An 18,107-nucleotide genomic window follows, 5' to 3' on the forward strand; every position below is an offset into this window, starting at 1 on the left:
CCCCCCCCCCAAATGATACGCATACAGGCTGTCCGGTAAACCGCTTACCGGGCAGCCTGTATCTGTATCCGCAGTTCTTTGTTAACGGTTCCGGGCCAGAGCCCTCTGACAGCGGTTCCGTTCCGGCGGTTCCGGGCCAGCCTTCCTCCCCCTGACCATGATACCTGCATCAAGCCCCATCTTCCGTATCCGTCACAACGTGCACATGCCGGTACGGAATGGAGATGCCGTTTGCATCAAAATTCTTCTTAATCAGCCGTCTGATATCACTGCAGGCCGCAAAATTATCGTCAAGGCTGTTGGTCCATACCGTGGCCTTCAGGATGATACCGTCATCCCCCAGTTCCTTGACAGCCACGTTTACCTTGCTGCCCTCGGTCTGGTCCGCCCGGATATCCGTTACCAGGGGATGGGACGCAATGGTATCGCGCATGACTTCCATGGCAAGCTCCAGGTCACTTTCATAGCTGACCGCTATCTCCATGTAATTGCCAATGTAATCATTGTTGTAATTGCTGTTTTCAATGATTGCCTTATTAATCACACTGTTCGGGATAATCATCCGGCTGTTGTGATACGTGCGGATGACTGTGTGGCGCACCGTCATGTCCTCCACAATCCCCGATATCCCCAGGCTGCTGATATTGACTTTCTCTCCCAGGTTAAAGGGCCTGGACCAGCTGAGCATGATGCCGCTGATTACATCGGCCAGCACCTGCTGGGCCGCAAAACCCACAATGGCGACCAGCAGGGAGGAACTGGTCAAAAGGGTTGCGCTCAGGGCCTTTGTGGTGGTAAACAGACCGCTGATACAGATACATGCCGTGATGGACAATAAAACCTTTGACATGCTTCTTAAGAATTTGATGTGGATCTGTTCCTTGCGCTTCAGGATAATCCCGAATATTTTGTTAATGGCAAACATACCGGCGCTCCATAGACCGCCGATGACTGCTATCTTAATGAGAAGTATTTCCATTCAGACGTCCTTTCCTTTTATGACTGCTTGCCTATCAGTCTATCATAAACACCGGAAATTGACAATCCTGGCTTTCTTTCAACTATCATCCATATTTTTCCGAATCTTCACTGTCTTAATCCAATTTGTCCCATTAAATTCCGGGCGGAACATCATATACAGCATGAACTGCATCAGGGCAAAACTCCCGATCATGATTCCTGCTGTCCATACAATACACGCCCGTCTCCCCTGCCGTGTCCAGCCACTCCATACAGGCTTCATGCCAGACCCTGAAGGCTTCCTCATACTGTCCGGCAAGCTCCTCGTAACGTCCCGTCTCAGGCCACTCCTCTCCTGCCCAGAAGGCCTCAGACTGCAGCCAGCACCCATATAACTCCTGCATCCGTATCTGCATGGCTTCTGCCTTTTCCCCTGCTGATACAAGACGTTCCAGGGCCAGGTTCATTTTCCAGTCCACATAAGCCGACTCTGTGGAAATCTCCCGGAGACGGTGGCGTTCTGCCTTTGGCACCGCGCGCATGCCGGCAATCAGAGCCTGCTCCTCGGCCTTAATCTGAGCCCCGATGGAGGCTCCCGCCTCCTGCTTCTTCTTCCGTTCCAGATAATGTTCATAACCAAAGGGATAATACATCACGGCCTGGTTTTCAAATATAAGCACCGCATCTGCTATCTGGCGGATGAAGTAACGGTCATGGGACACAAAAAGAATGGTTCCCTTATAGGCGCGGAACGCGGATTCCAGATTCTCCTTTGCCCGTATATCCATGTGGTTGGTAGGTTCGTCCAGGACCAGGAAATTGGGGCGGCTCTGCAGCAGTTCAGCCAGCACCAGCCTTGCCTTTTCCCCGCCGGACAGGGAGGACACCTTTTTCTCCGCCTCCCGGCCCCCGAACAGGTATGCACCCAGGATGCTTCTGGCATCCTTCTGTGTAAGGGACGGGAAAATGCCTGTAAAATGTTCAAATACCGTTTTCCCTGACTCAATTCCCGCACTGTGCTGGTCAAAATAACCGATTGTGGTATGATTGCCCAGGGAAAATTCCCCATCCACAGGTTGAAGGAAACCGGCCACGGTCTTTAAGAAAGTTGTCTTACCTGCCCCGTTGGAACCAAGAATGGCTATCTTCTGCCCCCTGCGTATACGCATGGTGATTTCCAACAGCGCCTTGTCATATCCAACCTTTAAATGTTCAGAGGTGAACACCCATTTGCCCCCTGGAACTTCCGGCGTTATCTCTCCTGTAAAGATGCGGCTGTCATCCTCCTGGGGCCTTTCCACCCGTTCCATCCGCTCCATGGCCTTGCGTTTTGCACGGGCAAAGGATGCCTTATTTGGCTTATGCTTAAAGCGCTCCACCAGGCCGCCCAGACGCTCCCGTTCCTCCTGCTGCCGCTCATAAGCCTTTTTCTGAAGCTGTATCTTCTTAAGCTTTTCTTCCCTGTAATGCGTGTAATTACCCGGATATCTGGTAAGCCTGCCTTCCGACAGTTCATAAACCACATCCGCGGTACGGTCCAGGAAAAAGCGGTCATGGGAAACCATCACAACCGCCTTTTTATACTGCCCCATATAACCTTCCAGCCACTCACAGGTCTCCATATCCAGATGGTTGGTGGGCTCATCCAGCAGCAGAATATCCGGTTTTTCAAGCAGGAGGCGGATTAGGGCAATCTTGGTCTGTTCCCCTCCTGAAAACCGGGATATGGGCTTTTTCTTGTCCTCTTTTGCAAACCCAAGCCCGGTAAACAGCCTGTCATATTCCTGTTCATACTCAAACCGCTCCCGGTCAAAGCTGTCCCTTAAGGGGCAGGACAGCATAAGCAGTTCCTCCACAGTCCGGTGCTCATCCGCAAAAACCTGCTGGGACAGCATTCCGGTCATCACCTTCCTGGAACACAAAATCCCTGGCCCCATCCTTTTATCATCACGGTCCAGTGGGATTGTACCTGCAATCACATTCAACAATGTGGTCTTGCCCGCCCCATTCTTTCCAACCACTGCAATCTTCTCTGTTCCGCGTATCTCAAAATCAATGTGGGACAAGATGACCTTCCCCCCTGCCGACACGGTTCCGTCTTTTATCTGGTATAACATGTCTTTATCCTGCTTCTTTCCTATACGCCGCCCGCGGGCATGATTCTTTCAATGAAATCCATGACTTTTTCTTCGGACTCCGGTCTGTCAGGATAGGAAAATGTCATATCCATGACCATATCATCTATCTTTCTTTTAAATTGGATATGTCCATAACCCCAGCCGTAAAACCTGGTTGCGCTGAAGGTATGTCCTCCTACCGTCTGTTCCGATTCCACAAAGGGTTCCGGATAATTGTACCGGTGTATCAAATCGTAATTATGCTTCCTCATCTGGCTGGAGGCCGGTATCCCAGGTTCTTTATCCTTATAATACCAAATGAACATGGAAAAGCTGCCCTCCCCATCCGTTGTAAGCATATTGAGGTCATAGTATTCCTGATCCGGATCCCCGGCATCCGTATATTCCGCCGTATCCTTCCTATCACTGCCCGGAGGGATCACCAGACGGTAATCCGACCATTCATTGGACAGGACGCCGCCAGTTAAGGATGCCATGCCAAACGGCCTTCCTGTCCCCTCACGGCGGATTGTCCGGGTCTGCGGGACCCCGTCCTGCATCCATGCCCCGGAGGAATCAACCGTGTATCCATCCGGAGTAACCGTGTTCTGATACAGACTGCCCTGTGCATCAAAACAATAGCATTCCGCTGTCCCGTCCAGATTCCCGTCAATCCAGTACCAGTTGCCCTTTAATAAATCACCGTCATGATACCTGTAGCTCCAGATACCCAGATGATCCTGCTCCCACTGTCCTGCCAGGGAAACCATCCCTGTCAAAGGAAGCATCATACATACCAGCAATGACACTGCAGCATTTTTTATTATACCCTTCAAAACATCACACCTCCCTATAAGGGGGATTATACCATAAATATTTATATTCCCACATCATATTTCATTTACAAACTTCTTACAATCTGTTCATATTTCATCTATAATCTGCTCATATTTGATGGATATACTAAGAAGCATAAAGAACATTGCTTATAAGACTTTTTTTCATAATACAGCCGGAGGGAGTAATCCCTGCCGGCTCCTCCCTTTTTGGGGCTTGATTTCAGATGACTGACGTCTCATAATCTGTTGGACCGATTATCCCCGCTTAAACAGATATTGCCTTCCATAGACCGGCGTGGTACAATAGTCCCATCACACCAGTTCCGGGAGGAGTGCGGTCCAGCCCGTATCGCAGGTGTCCGGTCTCACATTGAATATCCCGGGAACACGCTGCGGCTGGCGTGATTTTAATCTGCGCGGTATTACTATATCAAATCTCCTGTCTTTTTCTGGCCATAACTGGCCGGTACATCGTCAAAATGGTCATGGGTAAATGACTCTTTATAAAGCCCGTAATTCCAGCAGATATAACACTCGCCGTCATCATCAAACACGGTTTCATGGGAACGGAAGAAAGCCTTAAAATCTGCCAATGGAATGCCAGATGTATCACCGTCATAAAGATAATCCACATCAACGGCAAAATTACCATATATGTCATCATACCATATGTTCCGGTTTATTATGCAGGTCAGCCGCTGCGTGAGCCGGACTTTATAATAATTGCTGAAGCCGTTCAATTATATTATCATTTCCTTTCAGTCCAATCATTGGGATGGTAATATCCATGTTTGAAAGCCGGGAGGATATCTCCTCGATAAACAGCCCCATTCCGCTGATTTCCTCATTCCTGTCCGAGGTTGTGTCAACACCGCAATTTGGGGAACGGTTTGCCCCCACCATGCCAACGATTTCAAATCCGGACTTATCATACTCTAAGATTTGCTGCACTACATAATCAGCTAACTTTGCCAATTTCCTATTCGCCCCATCCTCTTTCATTTCTTTACGGATACGTGTGTTTTCTACAACTACCGGACTATCCGCGCCATGGATATTTCCTCTGTCAAGCCCTAAACAGCAAAGTTCAGGACAAGGCATCTGAACAATACCGATATCAGCATTTAAGAAAAAAACGACCAGATCCTTGAACGCGGCCGGATAGACCGCGGTCCCATCAGAAATAGAATTTTGGTTCAGAAAACAATGTGCAACAAAAACAACTCTTTTGCTTCTTCCATCATTAAACATAATACCTCCTTACAACTCCCCAGAAGCCTGACCGGAATTTCATTCCCGCTTCATCAGGCACAGCATAGAGCGCCTTGACAAATACGGGATAACGGTCATCCCTTCTGAACAGTACTGCTGATTGGGATATGCCGGCATCCTGCCGCCTCTTCCTTCATTCATGGGATAAATTATATCATATGACCAGTGGGTGCGGCAACATGATTATCGCAAGCATAATAACAGCGGGGAGCTTACCAAGAACCCTGTTGAGATTGTCACAAGCCATACCTATGGCGGAATAACGGCAACTACAACCCAAACAGGATTGCCCGGGCATTTGGCAGGCAGCGGATGAATGGGGCAGAACTTAAGAGAAGTAAGGGAACAAGGTTCGATTCAGGTGAAAAAATGTGAAACCACCATAGGTCCCCCTTAGGGCAACACACGCCCTAGGATAATCTATATAAGTCCGTGCTCCCGATTTCAAGCAAATTCCCCTCTGGGTCAGCTACATAAAAGTTGCGGATGCCGAAAGGATAGGTAATAGGTTCTCCTGTTGGGAATTGCACACCCAACTTTGACAGGCGCGCATATTCCAAATCCACATCAGCAAAACCAGGCAGCCAGAGAGCAATTTCAAACGTCTGGTTGATACCCTTTGGCGGAATGTAGTCCTCTCCTATTGCTTTGACGAATTCTTCCCTGCTATACATAAACAAGGATAAATCACCACTTCCCGTTTCAAAATCCGCAAATGGACCACCCTCCCATTGAGTATGAAAGCCTAATATATCTCTGTAGAACCGTACCATATTGTCCATGTTGCCAACCAACAGACTCACACCTACACGTACTTTTTTTCCATTCATCGTCATTTTCTCCTCTATCGTCATCTCAATACCACCGGTCAGTTTCTCCTACATGACAGGACATAAAACTCTGTCATCTGTTAAAACCGTACTTTTATCGCGCCATCCTTCCTTATCCGGACGGGAGTTTATTGGCCTCCCTGATTTTATCGCAATATCCAACAAACAGCGTATCTGCTTCATCATCTGTGAAACGCTTCTCCTTCAGCTCCAACAGATATTCCCTGACAGCCTTGGGTAAATTGCAAAAATCCCAATCCTCCATCTCTTTCATGACCAGGTCCAGGCGCTCCATACCATGGCTGTGCCTGACACCGTTGATAAATCCAAAGTATGATCCTGCTCCGACATAGGACTGGATCCGTTTTCCAAACAATAAATCATTGGACTGGTAAGCAGTGATGAATTGGTCCAGAGAGCGCATCTCATTGAGCTGCAGCAGGACCGCGTCCAATATACTTGCCTTTAACGCCTCAAACCCAGGAATGAATTTTTCCGTATAACTTTTATATGCCCGCTCTGTATCCCCGCAATGCCAGTCAGGAAGCGTCACCCATCCATATCCCCTGCATGGGTCCAGGCAGTCATGGGTATGGATATAATCCGTCCCAAAGGTAACTATCGGCCTTGTGTCAAACACAGGCCTGAATGAAACCCACCGCTGGACGGCCATGCGCAGGCCTCCTTCATAATTGTTCCATATCCCCTTTTTCCGCTTCATCCTTCTCCTTTTGTACGGGGCCTGAATAGCCTGGAGTCATCCCCCGTCTTTCATGGCTTCCATATGTTTCATAGCAATTGAACAGCACCTCACAATCACAATATCCACCCATTCCTTTTATCTGCGCAATTACTTTCCCTATTTTTTCCGGCGGCAGATGACGCTCCAGCCATTGTCCTGTAAAATGTAATGTATGATTACAGGGATTTCCTGCTAATTGTACTTCTAAGTAATGAAAAAGTTTCTGCACCTTCGTCTTACTGAGCATATGCTTTTTATTTTGGGAGGCTTTCCATTGTTTCAACAGCAGCTTCTTTTCTTCTTTTGATAGAAGCTTATGGCTGCCTTCCTGCTGCTTTTCCATTTGCCGGACTTCCCTCTTTTTGTCAAGTCCGCCCTTGTCATGGCAGCGGATGGAATCTGTTTTATTGACTGGAATCCGCAGGGCCGCCCTTTCATTTTCAGCTGCTTTCATCAATAGGATGTCTCCCTGGCTATCCTGACTGCCGGTTATTATATTACCGATTTTATACCGATACAATTCATCTATAAAATGCCCCAATACCAATTGATAAGCATTCCCATCCGGTATAGCTATCTTGTTTGCCTTCATTTTGTCCATGATATCAGAAAGGAATACTTCTTTACCTGTACAATCCAGGTAACATACACCTGCCTATCCTTTTATCCGTTATCACTATTTCCTGGAATGAAGGAAGTGATTCCGGCGGTATCAAGGTTATCCCCCACCTTGCCGGCCATCTTTCATTCATATGGATATTCCGGCTTGATTCCATAGTATACATCAAACGGTTCAAGCCTGCCTGGCATTTTCCATATATCATAGGCACTCCCGGCCGCAATCAGGTTCCGCTTCTGCGTCAATACCATTTTGCCTGGAGATAATTCACATTCATGACCTTTGCATATGCCTTGATTCCCTCCAGGCTGAAGCAAGCAATGGCCTCTCCCATCCGGATTTTCAGACGTTCCCCGTCCGCCGCAATACCTCCATCTTATGATTCATGCAGGCTTATGCTCCATGTAGTACAGGTTCCCGTCACATCTTCCTCCTGGTTAGGCTGCTCCGCCCCATAAAGCAGGCGCCGTGACAGCCTCCTCAATTTCTATTTATCAATGCCCTGAATATGGTCAGGGTCCATATATTTCCATGCTTAAATTATAACATATGGTGCGTGTATACGGCAACAGACAGAGAGGGAGATGGAAACCGTTGTGGAATAAAGATGCGCATGTTATACTTTTGTAAACTGATTATTTCTCTACAGCAAAACTGGAATTGAATGGAGATATGGTATGACTTACAATGCAATAAATGAATTGATTGTTTCCACTAAATCATCAGGACATGAAATGTTCTGGAAATACGACGCAGAGTTCTTCATGCTGTTTTATGACAGGTACAGGAACACACCGTTCACAGACATTCCGGATATTGCTTTTATGTATATGGAAATAAATAACTGGCAGGGAATGAGTCTTAGGTGCGGAGTATGGCAATATTACGAGAGCGGCGCATTCCAAAACGGGAAATTTGAAAGGGCACTGTCTTTTCTGAAAGCAACTAACGAAGAAGAAATGGCATCTGTTTATGGATGCGGTATACACGATTATGCAAATGAAAAATATCAGAAAAACTATGACTATCCAGAGGAATGGTTTGATGAAACGGACAAGATAGACAAATGGATAAGCGACAATGAGGTATATCTCTATAAGTGGATGTATGATTTAATCTTGAATCATAAAAGCGAAGTATTGAAGTTTGGAGAAATATAGATTTAAAGATTTGTATTTGTATGCGGTCACAAAAGCCATGGGCAGCCAGGATGATTCCTAACGCTGCATGGACGGAATATCCACATTGTGCTAGAATATTCATCATAAGAATAACTCCGGCGCAACAGAACCTAAACAGCCCAGGAAGGAGCAAGGAATGAGTTGGGATGTCATAATGATAAGGACACAGGCAAACAGCGAAGCCATAGACGAGATAAACAGCGAAAATATCATTCCATTTAAGCAGACAGAAATAGCCTCCGTGATAAAGAAAATCGCAAAAGAGCCTGGACTTATTTACAATTGTGATGATTTGTCCTGGCAGAACCTTGACAGCAGCCGCTGGTCAATTGAATTCAATGTTGGTGAACATCCAGATACGGAATCTGTCATGCTGCATATCAGAGGCGGTGAGCCAAAAGAGGTATTTGCTGTTTTAATGGCCGACTTAAATACCCGGCTCATCAACTGCAGTACAGGCAGATTTATCAGCCTGGATAAACCCACTGGATTTAAAAGATGGAAGGCTTACCGAGACAAGATAGTAAATGGCCGGTAAATACTAAGTAAGTTGGTGACAGCCGCACAAAAGGCTGTTGACTTAGGCTTTACGGTTGTAAAAGAAGACCTTACATCAGGCAGGGCCATCGAAAGCAAGGATAACAGAATCATCTCTCCATATGGAAAATATAATCATCCAAGCTGCTACTTCCATCTTCCGGAGGCCGGAGACATAAGGATTCTGACCGTAAATGGCAAGGAATGTTTGGATTACGGCTATACCGCAACCGGCAATTCTGGATATCACGATGAAAATAAAAAGGATATACCAAGACCGGACTGTCTGACCAAGGTGCACAACTCCCTGGTGAAATATGTAAAAAAGGCAGCGCCCTATACGGTATTTGTGGAGATCTTCATAAGCACAAAGGACGAAAATCATGGGAAGGCGTTTGAATATAGACATAAGGAATATATAACAAAAACCTGTCTGAATCTGGTAAACAACGAAGGATAAAAATTGTGTTGAGGATACTTCATTATACAATACAGCAAAATCGGAAGAGGTTATGTCACAAAGTTTGAGGTAGACGACCATTATTGCAGGCAGTTTGAAGTCCATCAGGTCGGGGGCGCGCACCATAAGGAGTTATTGGGCCCTGCCGGAAAACTGGAAGAATTTAATGAGCATATCATTGGGGAAATACACGTCATTAGAGAATTTCCAGATAAATAACATCCTATCTATCCTGGAAAATGGAGGTATTACGGCGTATATACGCAAAACCACACAATTGACATAATGTCGTCGGCTGAACCAAAGGTACTCATCAAGAATGTGATTTAGCCTAATAATGATCAGACATAACCTGGAAAGGGAATATATTATGGCAGGATTATCAAACGCAACACCATGGCCTGAGCGCATCATGGAAAATTACCAATGGCTGGATGACTGCTTACAAAGACAGCCGTCTACGGAAAAAGAATTTCAGCCTGCATGGCAGGCATACAAGTATCTGTTGTGCGGCAAGATGTACGCCTACATAGGCATTGATGACAGAAACAGACGTCCGATTGTCACCTTGAAGCTGGAACCTGCCTTCAGTGATATGTTGCGCAGCAAGTACGAGGATATCGTGCCAGGCTACTATATGAATAAGATACATTGGAGCACAGTATATCTGGATGGCAACATGCCGCAGGATGTACTTGCAGATATTGTGCATGCTTCCTATCACTTAGTACGTTCGTCCTTAAGCAAAAAGATGCAGCAGGGATTACTGGAAAAGCAAGACCTGCCCGTGGACTGATTGCAGAATTAAAAGGAAATAAAGAACATGGATTAACATCACATAAGTCTTGGGGCCCGCACCATGACAGGGGACGCTGGTTCCAGTTTATCGCGCCGTAAACCCAGGATGGATGGAGCAGGAATTATGAAAGCCAAAACTGCAGATGCAAAAAAATCAAGAAAATATCTATTGCCCACAGCGATACTGCTGGTATTTGAAATGGCAGCAGTCACATTGTGGCTGACACGGAAAAATTTGTTTTACTTATTTAATTTCAGCTATATCGGGATATCCGTCTCTTTGGGGATATTTCTTATTATCGAAAAATACAGATATGCCCGCAGAAGCTCACAGCTTTTGGTCGGGCTTTATATGCTGGTTTATCTGGGATTCATCAGCGGCGAGAACATGCAGATTGAGGGGTTCTGGTACTATCTCTTTACGGGCGTATTTGAAGCCGCAACCATCCATTATGCTGCCGCTAAGATCTTTGGGCCATTACTTTTTGGCAGGGGATGGTGTGGCTTTGCCTGTTGGACGGCCATGGTCCTTGATTTCCTTCCCTATAAAATCCCTAAAAAGCCGGGAAAGAGCATTGGCTGGATTCGTTACCTCACATTCACAGCCTCGCTTATTTTTGTCTCAGCCCTGTTCCTCATACATGTTAGTAATATTGAAAGGATTATGTTCTGGGCTTTTATCATAGGAAACATATCATACTATGTTATTGGCATTATCCTGGCATTTGTCTTTAAAGATAATCGCGCATTCTGCAAATACATATGCCCAATCACGGTGTTTCTGAAACCCATGAGTTATTTTTCCCTGCTCCGGATAAAATGTGATAAAAATAAATGTATTTCCTGCGGCAAATGTAAAAAGATATGTCCAATGAACGTGGATGTAACAGACAATTCCCGCAAAAGGAAAAACGGTACGGAATGTATCCTTTGTTTTGAGTGTGTTGTGAACTGCCCTAAAAATGCACTGTGAAATAGTTCACATCCTCAGTGACCCAGCTCAGCCGGATTTTCAGACGCTCCCCATCCACCTCAATGACCATCATTTTATTATCCATGGTTGGCTGATGCTCCCTATATTACAGGTTCCTGCCTATATCTTCCTCCTGGTCAGGCTCCTTCAGGCAAAATCCCGGCTCCAATGAATCTGAAGGGATTTTCAGCCAATAGAAGTTTACCTCCCATGACGGCTCCGCCCACCATAGGTACCCTGCCCTTGATATAAAGCGAAAAGCCTTGGAGAATATGTCCAATGGCATTAAGTTAAGAAATCCCACATCACATTTTACCGTGATGTGGAATCAGACTGTAGACAAAGTCCTAGGCACACGCCTCGGACTCAGATTGTTAGCAAAAACGAACCTGCTATTCCATCTGTATTCACTCTCCGGTCTGTGCCAGCTGTGCTTTAAAATCGCTATACGATATATCGCCTAAAGCCATTTGCATACTTAACAGGAATGTTTTCTCGGTCTTTGTGTGTGTTCTGGCTTCAAGAACCAAAACCCTTTCATCCTCATTTGTTAAAGGTCCTAATATATGCTGCTTGTGGAAAAACGCCTCGAAATACCGCAAGCCAAACTTTCTTTGGGACACTGCATTGATATGAATGCCGTCAGGGTTACAGGCAAGCCCGGCAGCATCAACAAAGTAGCAGTTAGCCTGCTCAAAAGCAAATTGTTTCAACTTCTGATTGATAAGCATATATTCGGTACAATTCTTTCCAAAACCTGATTGACCTAAAAAGCTTCCTAACCCGCCGATGACAATTGGAATATCAGGTGCATCCAGCTCCTTTCTAAATCCTTGCATGATTCTATGTAGTTTTTCATAGTATATTTCATGCTTGCCGCCCATACTATCCGACTCCCCCTGATGCCATAGAATACCTGACAACTGACTGTTTTTCATGGCAAACCGGGCCTCACTGACCGCATGGTTATAGAGCGTTTTACCAACATCCCACTCATCGATTTCGCTTCCGCCCTCGGCACATGGTATGAGACCAATTTTGCCTTCTTTGTATTCACGACACCATGCATCTGCGAACGACGCTGCAAGGCTGATTCCAGAGACTGAACGGTCACAGTTGATGGGCTCAGCCATCATTTGCCATCTTCCGTTGCGCAACATGACAATCCTTTCATTTATTATAGGTTTTACTTCGTGGAGATGGCCACGGCCAGCCATGTTAGATTGACCAATTATCAAAAATGATTTCACTATATCTTTCATTTCTTAAAAACTCCTTAATCTCTACATATTCTTAATCTGATATAAATTCCCAATTGGTTAGCTTTACGCTTATATTTTATCGGATGAAGATTGTTTCCTGATGAGTGGCTACCCACGTTTCGAGGTTGGTCAGAGGGACGCCATACTGCCTGGTTTCATTGATATCAAATCCAAAGCCGGGAGTCACGGCCTCCATCCATTCCTGACCGCATACAGTACCTTCCATCAGACCTCTGCGCACAGCTTCTTCATGGCTGAAAGCCTCATAAACTACGTTCTTACCGAGCACTCGGCTCAACGTTTGTGCCGCCTGTGACATCGACAATTCATCTCCGGCAACATTGATATCTTTCTTATTGAACTTTTCCGGGCTTTCAAACGCGGCGCGGGCAAACTGTGAGGTATTGTCGCCGCAAGTCCACTTTATTGGGGTATCCGGCTTCAATATGCCGAAAAGCACGCCATTTTTCAGTTCTGGCGCCATTACCTTGACGGACTTTTCCTCAAAGCATTCCATGAACAGACATGGATGGAGAATTGTCCAATAACGAAAACCGCCGTTTCTGACGAATTCCTCAATCTGGTATTTTTGCTCGTTATAGTCGGTTAATGCTTTGTATTTGTTCCAGCGCGGGAATAAATTGCTGCCTGCAACTGAAGTGTGAACCACTTGCTCAATTCCGGCTTATTGAGCGGCCTTAACCATATTAGCCGCGTTGCGCGGCTCGACCGATGGGTCGTCCGGGTCGGCGTATTGGGCGGAAAATATAGCTGAAACGCCTCTCATAGCAGGCTCCAGCGAATCGACATCAGCCATATCGCCCTGTATAACCTCTGCTCCTTCTGCCGCAATTTCCTGCGCTGCGGCAGACTGCGGGTTCCTGCTAAGAACGCGAACACAGTAATTGTGCTTCAGCAGTTCCCGTGCAGCATTTCCGCCCTGTACTCCTGTCCCTCCAATGATTCGTATTGGCTGCAATGTTTTCTTCATCCTAAATATTACCTTCATTTTGGTTTCATTGGCATCATTATACTCCTGTGATATCAAAAAATCAATATCTAAGTAATTAAAATTATTACCATAGTAATGTTATTGATTTTTAGGGTAAAGTATTTTATAATAAAAACATTCACGAACGGAGGTGTTAGGATGGCTAAAAAGAGAGCCACCAAAGAGGCGCTTTTGACAGCTGCCATTGGTTTGTTCCAGAAACACGGTTTTGAAAATATCACCATAGATGACATATGTAAAGAAATTGATGTTACGAAAACGGCATTTTATTATTACTACAAATCAAAGGATGAGTTGGTCCGTGATTATTTTTCCACTGACAACATGCTAAGCAGTGAGGAATTAGCCTCTATTTTGAGCGCAAATGACTATGCGAATCAAGTTTTGAGGATTATAGAAACACGCATCCGCCACGTCACAAGGGCCGGTGTCACTTTGACAAAGGAGTTGTACCGTATATACCTAAAGGACGAGGTTATCCCTTTGCTGCCGGAACAGGACGGGCTATCGGATATTGTAACCAGCCTGATTGAACGCGCCCAGCAGGAAGGACAGATTAAGCGCACCTCATCTCCTAAGATACTGGGCAACTCGTTATGCTGCTTGTCAAACGGCATTGTCCTCAAATGGATTATGGCAGGTGGAAAATTTGATGTTATCAACGAGAACCGTTTGTTGTTTGAGGCGCTGTTTCTGTAATGGAAAAGGATCGTCCAATGGAACATATATTAGAAAATCTTAATAAAGGAATATCATATATGATTGAATGACAACCTCCCATTTGCAGGGAATTGGTTGTCCGAACAATCGGAAGCGATAGGAGCATGGCATAATGAGCGATTGCGCATTATTGGTTGATAATATTGATAAAATACACACTACTGAAATGGGAATCGACAGAATAAAAAAGAATCTGAAATTAGATGACACGGATGTAGTTGAATATTGTAAGGATTTAATTATGGATGAAAATTGCCATATATACCGACAGGGTAAAAATTGGTACTGCGAAATTGGAACTATAAAGATAACCGTCAACGCTTACAGCTATACAATTATTACAGCGCATATTAAAAAATAAATTCAATTCCCATTTGCCAGGGAGCTGCACAGTAAGGGTCATCGGAATTAACACAGGAGGAACTACGAAATGTTGGATGATTTGGTCAAGGAGTATCTTTCTTTGTCAGATATAATGAGAAAAGGATATAAAGACAGCCTGGGGACTGAGAGCCAGACATGGAATGAAACCCTTTCCAGGTTATCACCCGTCGTACCCGATGTTTTCAAGGCAATATACGGAGAAGTATCCGGAACATATAGAGGCATTGACAATCAAACGTATATGGATTTCGTTCCAGGATATAGGCTGATACACATTGAGGAATTAGAAAAGGAATACCACACCCTTTTACAAATGTTAGCGTCAGATGATATATGTGAAGCCCGGATAAGAACAATCATTCCCTTATTAGCCGACTATTCATCCTGCTATGTCTGCTATGTGGAAACATATAATAATGAAGAAGCTGTGTTTCATTTTTCCCCAGATAATGGCCTGCAGAAAATGCATGCTTCAGCAGAACTGTTTTTCAAAACCATGATTGCATTTTATCTCAGCGGTGTATTTCATCTGGATGAAGAAGGATTCCTTGACTATGATTTTGAAAGGGAAGGCATCATTGGCGCTGAATATAACCCTGGTATAGGGTATTGGTCAGAATAGTTAATCCGCTTGTCGTTACCCATTAAAAAGCTCTGGAGGGGAATTGAGTTTGCACCTGGGGAATCCTTTTCCAACATAATTACAGTTTGTCGGAAATTGAACAACACCATATATCGGCGAGGCTTAAGGAAGGTTAGACAGCCCATAAATAACTGAAAAAATAGAAAGAAGGCGAAAAACAATGAGCAAGTATAACGCCCTATGGAAATATGTACAAAAAAACGGAAGCCAATCATTCAAGCTTGCCTTTGAGGAAATACAGGAGATTACAGTCATACCCATAGACCACTCTTTTCTACAATATAAAAAAGAAATGACGGATTACGGCTATCAGGTCGGTTAGATTTCCATGAAGGAACAGACGGTCATTTTTAACAAAGTGGATTAATAAACAGGATTTTCAGGGTGATAAATACGATGGAAACAACAACAGAAGGAAAAACTGCCGGACAGGAATGGCAATGGTGCCTTGTCGGTAATATCGTGGAGGAACATAAATACGGGGAAGCCCATGTGTCCACCTCACCTTCCTGTTATTTTGATTTCCTCATTTAAAGAATGATCCGTAACCCAAACAGTACATCTTACACCCATCCTGTCCAAGGAGGAGATTTCAAGCAAACCGTATATCTCCCTGGCTTTCAATTCATCTGCATCACTCTGGAAATAGCAGTCATAACAGAATTCCATATCACACGGGTAATCCATACTGTCAAAGGATATCCCATCCATACGCTGCATGAGCCAGTCTTCTATTTCAATGCCGCCAGTCAGATTTTCCTCCATGATGGAACATACGTCTCTGTCGTCAGTATAAAACCGTACTTTTATCACCCAGCCCCTCCTCATTTCAACGGGAGTTTATTAGCCTCCCTGATTTTATTACAATATCCGTCAAACAGCTTATCCTTGTATTTGGGAGATTTTCATGTGTGCTGAACCGACAAGAAATAATCCCATGTACAATAGGTATCGTCATGCTCTACCTGGATTGAATAGCCTGCACCCGTCAGGCACTGGTTGCAAAATTCAATTTTTTCTTCCAAATTATCCCTTTCATCTATGTCCACATATATACCCTGGAGATGCACTGCAATGCTTTGGAAATCAGCTTTCGGCAGTTTTCCCTGCAGGAACGCCGCGACCTGTTCAGTAACATCTTCCTCATATCCGCCCATCTCTAAAAAATCACCCTGTACGACTGAATAATACAGCCAGAAAGGAGCCTCCTCAAAGTATCCCTCCTCTACCAGGAAATCCTCAAACTCCCACTGCTCTTTAATCCCAAGCATCAGGTCAACCGTTGGTTTCTGGGTCCGGTAGAGCTCCATATAATCCTTTGCCGTAAAAAGAGCATGAATGCGCTGTTTTTCAACCATATCCATCGTTTATCCTCCATTATTCCTGCCAAATAGCCTGGACTTTTATGCCCTTGTAATTTAGACTCCTGGGTCAGACGCCAAAATGTATCATATATTTCTCCCTACGGATTGCCTCGCTTATTTTATCGGCCAGCGCTGCCAACTGCCCATCCCTGTTCATCCTTCTATCCGCTATCACTACCTCCTGGAATGCAGGGAGTGATTCCGGCGGTATCAAGGTTATCCCCCACCTAGCGAGCCCAAAATCCGGGCGGTTAAGGTTATGGAAATATGTCTTCAGAAGGACCAGCTTATCCCACCAGTCCTCTATGTAAACCTCATCATCAATGGACACGCAATGGTATTTTTCCGGGTTATATGAATACTCTCTTGTTTCCATAATATCTTCAATGATTCCGAATTCAGCCTTTGCCATACCAGCACCTCCCTATACAGTCTGTCTGTGTAGCCCGCTCATCTTTTATCCATATGGATACTCAGGCTCGATTTCATAATGTATGTCAAACGTTTCAAGTTTGCCAAGCATTTCTCCTATATCATAGGCTCTCCCAGACGCAATCAGATTCCGCTCCTGCGTCAATGCCCGTTTTGCCTGGAGATAGTTCACATTCATGGCCTTTGCATACGCCTTGATTTCCTCCAAGCTGCAGCCAGATCCGCTTAAAATCAGATATAAATGGTATTCTGTCGTATCGTACAAAATCGGGCTGAAGGAAGTAATAGCCTCCCCCAGATTCTCAAAACAGGAAAGGAATACAGCTTCTGGTAATGTAATGGTTTCCCCCAGGTCGTCCGTTACTTTCCTTGCGTCAATTATGTAATCAAATACATAATCCAATCCAACCGTGAAATGCCCATATGGAGGCAGCTGGCGGCAGATGCACATTAGGCACTGAACACATTCAAATAAAGGCTTACCATCATACCTCATATGCGTACCTCATACGCATGCTTCACATGCAGTGCATGGGTAGCAGAAAAATCCTCAACATCCATCCGGTTATGCCCTAATATGTCTCTGATATGTTCTGGCAGCCTCTCATATTCCAATGGCCTCAGCGGGGCGGAACGTTTTGTGTAATACTCGTGGAGCGTTGCAACCCCGAACCTTGTGCCATCATCCGAATCAAAATAATATAGCCCTTTGTCAGAAAACTCCCTTGCAGCCTGCTCCGCCTGTTCCATTGACTTAAAAAACAATGTGCTTTCTGTTATTTTTTCAACTGTGTCAAAATACTCCATCAATTCTTCCGCCCTCTCCACATCCTCACACACAAACTCCGGCAGATACCCCTTGCCAGCACTACAGAAAACAGCTATGTTGCCCTTTTTGTCAACGCCGTACCATTCCATGTCCATACAAAAGCATTCGCCGCTGTCTATTCTTGACATATATT

24 protein-coding genes and 1 pseudogene are annotated in these 18,107 nt (G+C 45.0%); 9 read left to right on the top strand and 16 right to left on the bottom strand.

Features of this window, described 5'->3' with window-relative positions; genetic code table 11:
- Positions 1–169: 169 nt before the first annotated feature.
- From DWX59_RS14745 to DWX59_RS29645, 9 genes are all read right to left on the bottom strand, one after another.
- Positions 170–979: a mechanosensitive ion channel family protein gene (locus DWX59_RS14745; protein WP_117559966.1), complete on the bottom strand. Its 810-nt coding sequence runs from the start codon at positions 977–979 to the stop codon at positions 170–172.
- 133 nt (positions 980–1,112) lie between these two features.
- Positions 1,113–3,077 (bottom strand): ABC-F family ATP-binding cassette domain-containing protein, encoded by a 1,965-nt coding sequence (locus DWX59_RS14750; RefSeq protein ID WP_227116772.1) that lies wholly within the window; start codon positions 3,075–3,077, stop codon positions 1,113–1,115.
- A 20-nt stretch (positions 3,078–3,097) separates the two neighbouring features.
- Positions 3,098–3,913, bottom strand: a complete 816-nt coding sequence (locus DWX59_RS14755; RefSeq protein ID WP_117559967.1) for a hypothetical protein — start codon at positions 3,911–3,913, stop codon at positions 3,098–3,100.
- 428 nt (positions 3,914–4,341) lie between these two features.
- Positions 4,342–4,548: a hypothetical protein gene (locus DWX59_RS14760; RefSeq protein WP_166460232.1), complete on the bottom strand. Its 207-nt coding sequence runs from the start codon at positions 4,546–4,548 to the stop codon at positions 4,342–4,344.
- Between the two features lie 82 nt (positions 4,549–4,630).
- On the bottom strand, positions 4,631–5,167 hold the full coding sequence (locus DWX59_RS14765) for a CD3072 family TudS-related putative desulfidase (RefSeq protein ID WP_117559969.1): 537 nt from the start codon (positions 5,165–5,167) through the stop codon (positions 4,631–4,633).
- Between the two features lie 431 nt (positions 5,168–5,598).
- Complete coding sequence (locus DWX59_RS14770; RefSeq protein ID WP_117560066.1) at positions 5,599–6,018, bottom strand: VOC family protein; 420 nt, start codon at positions 6,016–6,018, stop codon at positions 5,599–5,601.
- Between the two features lie 112 nt (positions 6,019–6,130).
- On the bottom strand, positions 6,131–6,739 hold the full coding sequence (locus DWX59_RS14775) for a hypothetical protein (protein ID WP_117559970.1): 609 nt from the start codon (positions 6,737–6,739) through the stop codon (positions 6,131–6,133).
- Positions 6,705–7,361, bottom strand: a complete 657-nt coding sequence (locus DWX59_RS14780) for a DUF2695 domain-containing protein (protein WP_117559971.1) — start codon at positions 7,359–7,361, stop codon at positions 6,705–6,707. The genes DWX59_RS14775 and DWX59_RS14780 overlap by 35 nt, the downstream gene beginning before the upstream one ends.
- Positions 7,362–7,504: 143 nt before the next feature.
- Complete coding sequence (locus tag DWX59_RS29645; protein WP_268878112.1) at positions 7,505–7,630, bottom strand: hypothetical protein; 126 nt, start codon at positions 7,628–7,630, stop codon at positions 7,505–7,507.
- 426 nt (positions 7,631–8,056) lie between these two features.
- Here DWX59_RS29645 and DWX59_RS14790 point away from each other — a divergent pair, with 426 nt between their 5' ends.
- From DWX59_RS14790 to DWX59_RS14815, 5 genes are all read left to right on the top strand, one after another.
- Complete coding sequence (locus DWX59_RS14790; protein WP_117559972.1) at positions 8,057–8,539, top strand: hypothetical protein; 483 nt, start codon at positions 8,057–8,059, stop codon at positions 8,537–8,539.
- A 157-nt stretch (positions 8,540–8,696) separates the two neighbouring features.
- On the top strand, positions 8,697–9,098 hold the full coding sequence (locus DWX59_RS14795; protein ID WP_117559973.1) for a hypothetical protein: 402 nt from the start codon (positions 8,697–8,699) through the stop codon (positions 9,096–9,098).
- 15 nt (positions 9,099–9,113) lie between these two features.
- On the top strand, positions 9,114–9,557 hold the full coding sequence (locus DWX59_RS14800; protein WP_235845058.1) for a hypothetical protein: 444 nt from the start codon (positions 9,114–9,116) through the stop codon (positions 9,555–9,557).
- Between the two features lie 370 nt (positions 9,558–9,927).
- Positions 9,928–10,353, top strand: coding sequence for an MmcQ/YjbR family DNA-binding protein (locus DWX59_RS14810; protein ID WP_117560067.1), 426 nt, complete (start codon positions 9,928–9,930; stop codon positions 10,351–10,353).
- A gap of 201 nt (positions 10,354–10,554) precedes the next feature.
- On the top strand, positions 10,555–11,328 hold the full coding sequence (locus tag DWX59_RS14815) for a 4Fe-4S binding protein (RefSeq protein WP_409337938.1): 774 nt from the start codon (positions 10,555–10,557) through the stop codon (positions 11,326–11,328).
- Between the two features lie 407 nt (positions 11,329–11,735).
- On the opposite strand, the gene DWX59_RS14825 is transcribed toward DWX59_RS14815, so the two are convergent.
- Positions 11,736–12,590 (bottom strand): sialate O-acetylesterase, encoded by an 855-nt coding sequence (locus DWX59_RS14825; protein ID WP_180215692.1) that lies wholly within the window; start codon positions 12,588–12,590, stop codon positions 11,736–11,738.
- Between the two features lie 76 nt (positions 12,591–12,666).
- Positions 12,667–13,599: pseudogene (locus tag DWX59_RS29330) on the bottom strand (NmrA/HSCARG family protein).
- 141 nt (positions 13,600–13,740) lie between these two features.
- On the opposite strand from DWX59_RS29330, the gene DWX59_RS14840 reads away from it, so the two are divergent.
- From DWX59_RS14840 to DWX59_RS28730, 4 genes are all read left to right on the top strand, one after another.
- On the top strand, positions 13,741–14,301 hold the full coding sequence (locus tag DWX59_RS14840; protein WP_117559977.1) for a TetR/AcrR family transcriptional regulator: 561 nt from the start codon (positions 13,741–13,743) through the stop codon (positions 14,299–14,301).
- A 133-nt stretch (positions 14,302–14,434) separates the two neighbouring features.
- Positions 14,435–14,683 (top strand): DUF3781 domain-containing protein, encoded by a 249-nt coding sequence (locus tag DWX59_RS14845; protein WP_117559978.1) that lies wholly within the window; start codon positions 14,435–14,437, stop codon positions 14,681–14,683.
- Between the two features lie 69 nt (positions 14,684–14,752).
- Complete coding sequence (locus DWX59_RS14850) at positions 14,753–15,328, top strand: hypothetical protein (RefSeq protein ID WP_117559979.1); 576 nt, start codon at positions 14,753–14,755, stop codon at positions 15,326–15,328.
- A 181-nt stretch (positions 15,329–15,509) separates the two neighbouring features.
- The gene (locus tag DWX59_RS28730) at positions 15,510–15,671 is read left to right on the top strand and encodes a hypothetical protein (RefSeq protein ID WP_165642248.1); all 162 of its coding nucleotides are present in this window, start codon (positions 15,510–15,512) and stop codon (positions 15,669–15,671) included.
- A gap of 179 nt (positions 15,672–15,850) precedes the next feature.
- Here DWX59_RS28730 and DWX59_RS14855 read toward each other — a convergent pair whose 3' ends face one another.
- The 5 genes from DWX59_RS14855 to DWX59_RS14875 all read right to left on the bottom strand — a co-directional run bounded on the left by DWX59_RS14855 (position 15,851) and on the right by DWX59_RS14875 (position 18,102).
- Positions 15,851–16,162: a hypothetical protein gene (locus tag DWX59_RS14855; protein ID WP_117559980.1), complete on the bottom strand. Its 312-nt coding sequence runs from the start codon at positions 16,160–16,162 to the stop codon at positions 15,851–15,853.
- A 92-nt stretch (positions 16,163–16,254) separates the two neighbouring features.
- Positions 16,255–16,713 (bottom strand): hypothetical protein, encoded by a 459-nt coding sequence (locus DWX59_RS14860; RefSeq protein WP_117559981.1) that lies wholly within the window; start codon positions 16,711–16,713, stop codon positions 16,255–16,257.
- Between the two features lie 67 nt (positions 16,714–16,780).
- The gene (locus DWX59_RS14865) at positions 16,781–17,125 is read right to left on the bottom strand and encodes a hypothetical protein (protein WP_117559982.1); all 345 of its coding nucleotides are present in this window, start codon (positions 17,123–17,125) and stop codon (positions 16,781–16,783) included.
- 45 nt (positions 17,126–17,170) lie between these two features.
- Positions 17,171–17,641, bottom strand: coding sequence for a hypothetical protein (locus DWX59_RS14870; protein ID WP_117559983.1), 471 nt, complete (start codon positions 17,639–17,641; stop codon positions 17,171–17,173).
- Complete coding sequence (locus DWX59_RS14875) at positions 17,638–18,102, bottom strand: hypothetical protein (RefSeq protein ID WP_117559984.1); 465 nt, start codon at positions 18,100–18,102, stop codon at positions 17,638–17,640. The genes DWX59_RS14870 and DWX59_RS14875 overlap by 4 nt, the downstream gene beginning before the upstream one ends.
- Positions 18,103–18,107 lie beyond the last annotated feature (5 nt).

The sequence above is a fragment of the Enterocloster aldenensis genome (assembly GCF_003434055.1).
GTDB classification, from domain to species: Bacteria; Bacillota; Clostridia; order Lachnospirales; family Lachnospiraceae; genus Enterocloster; species Enterocloster aldenensis.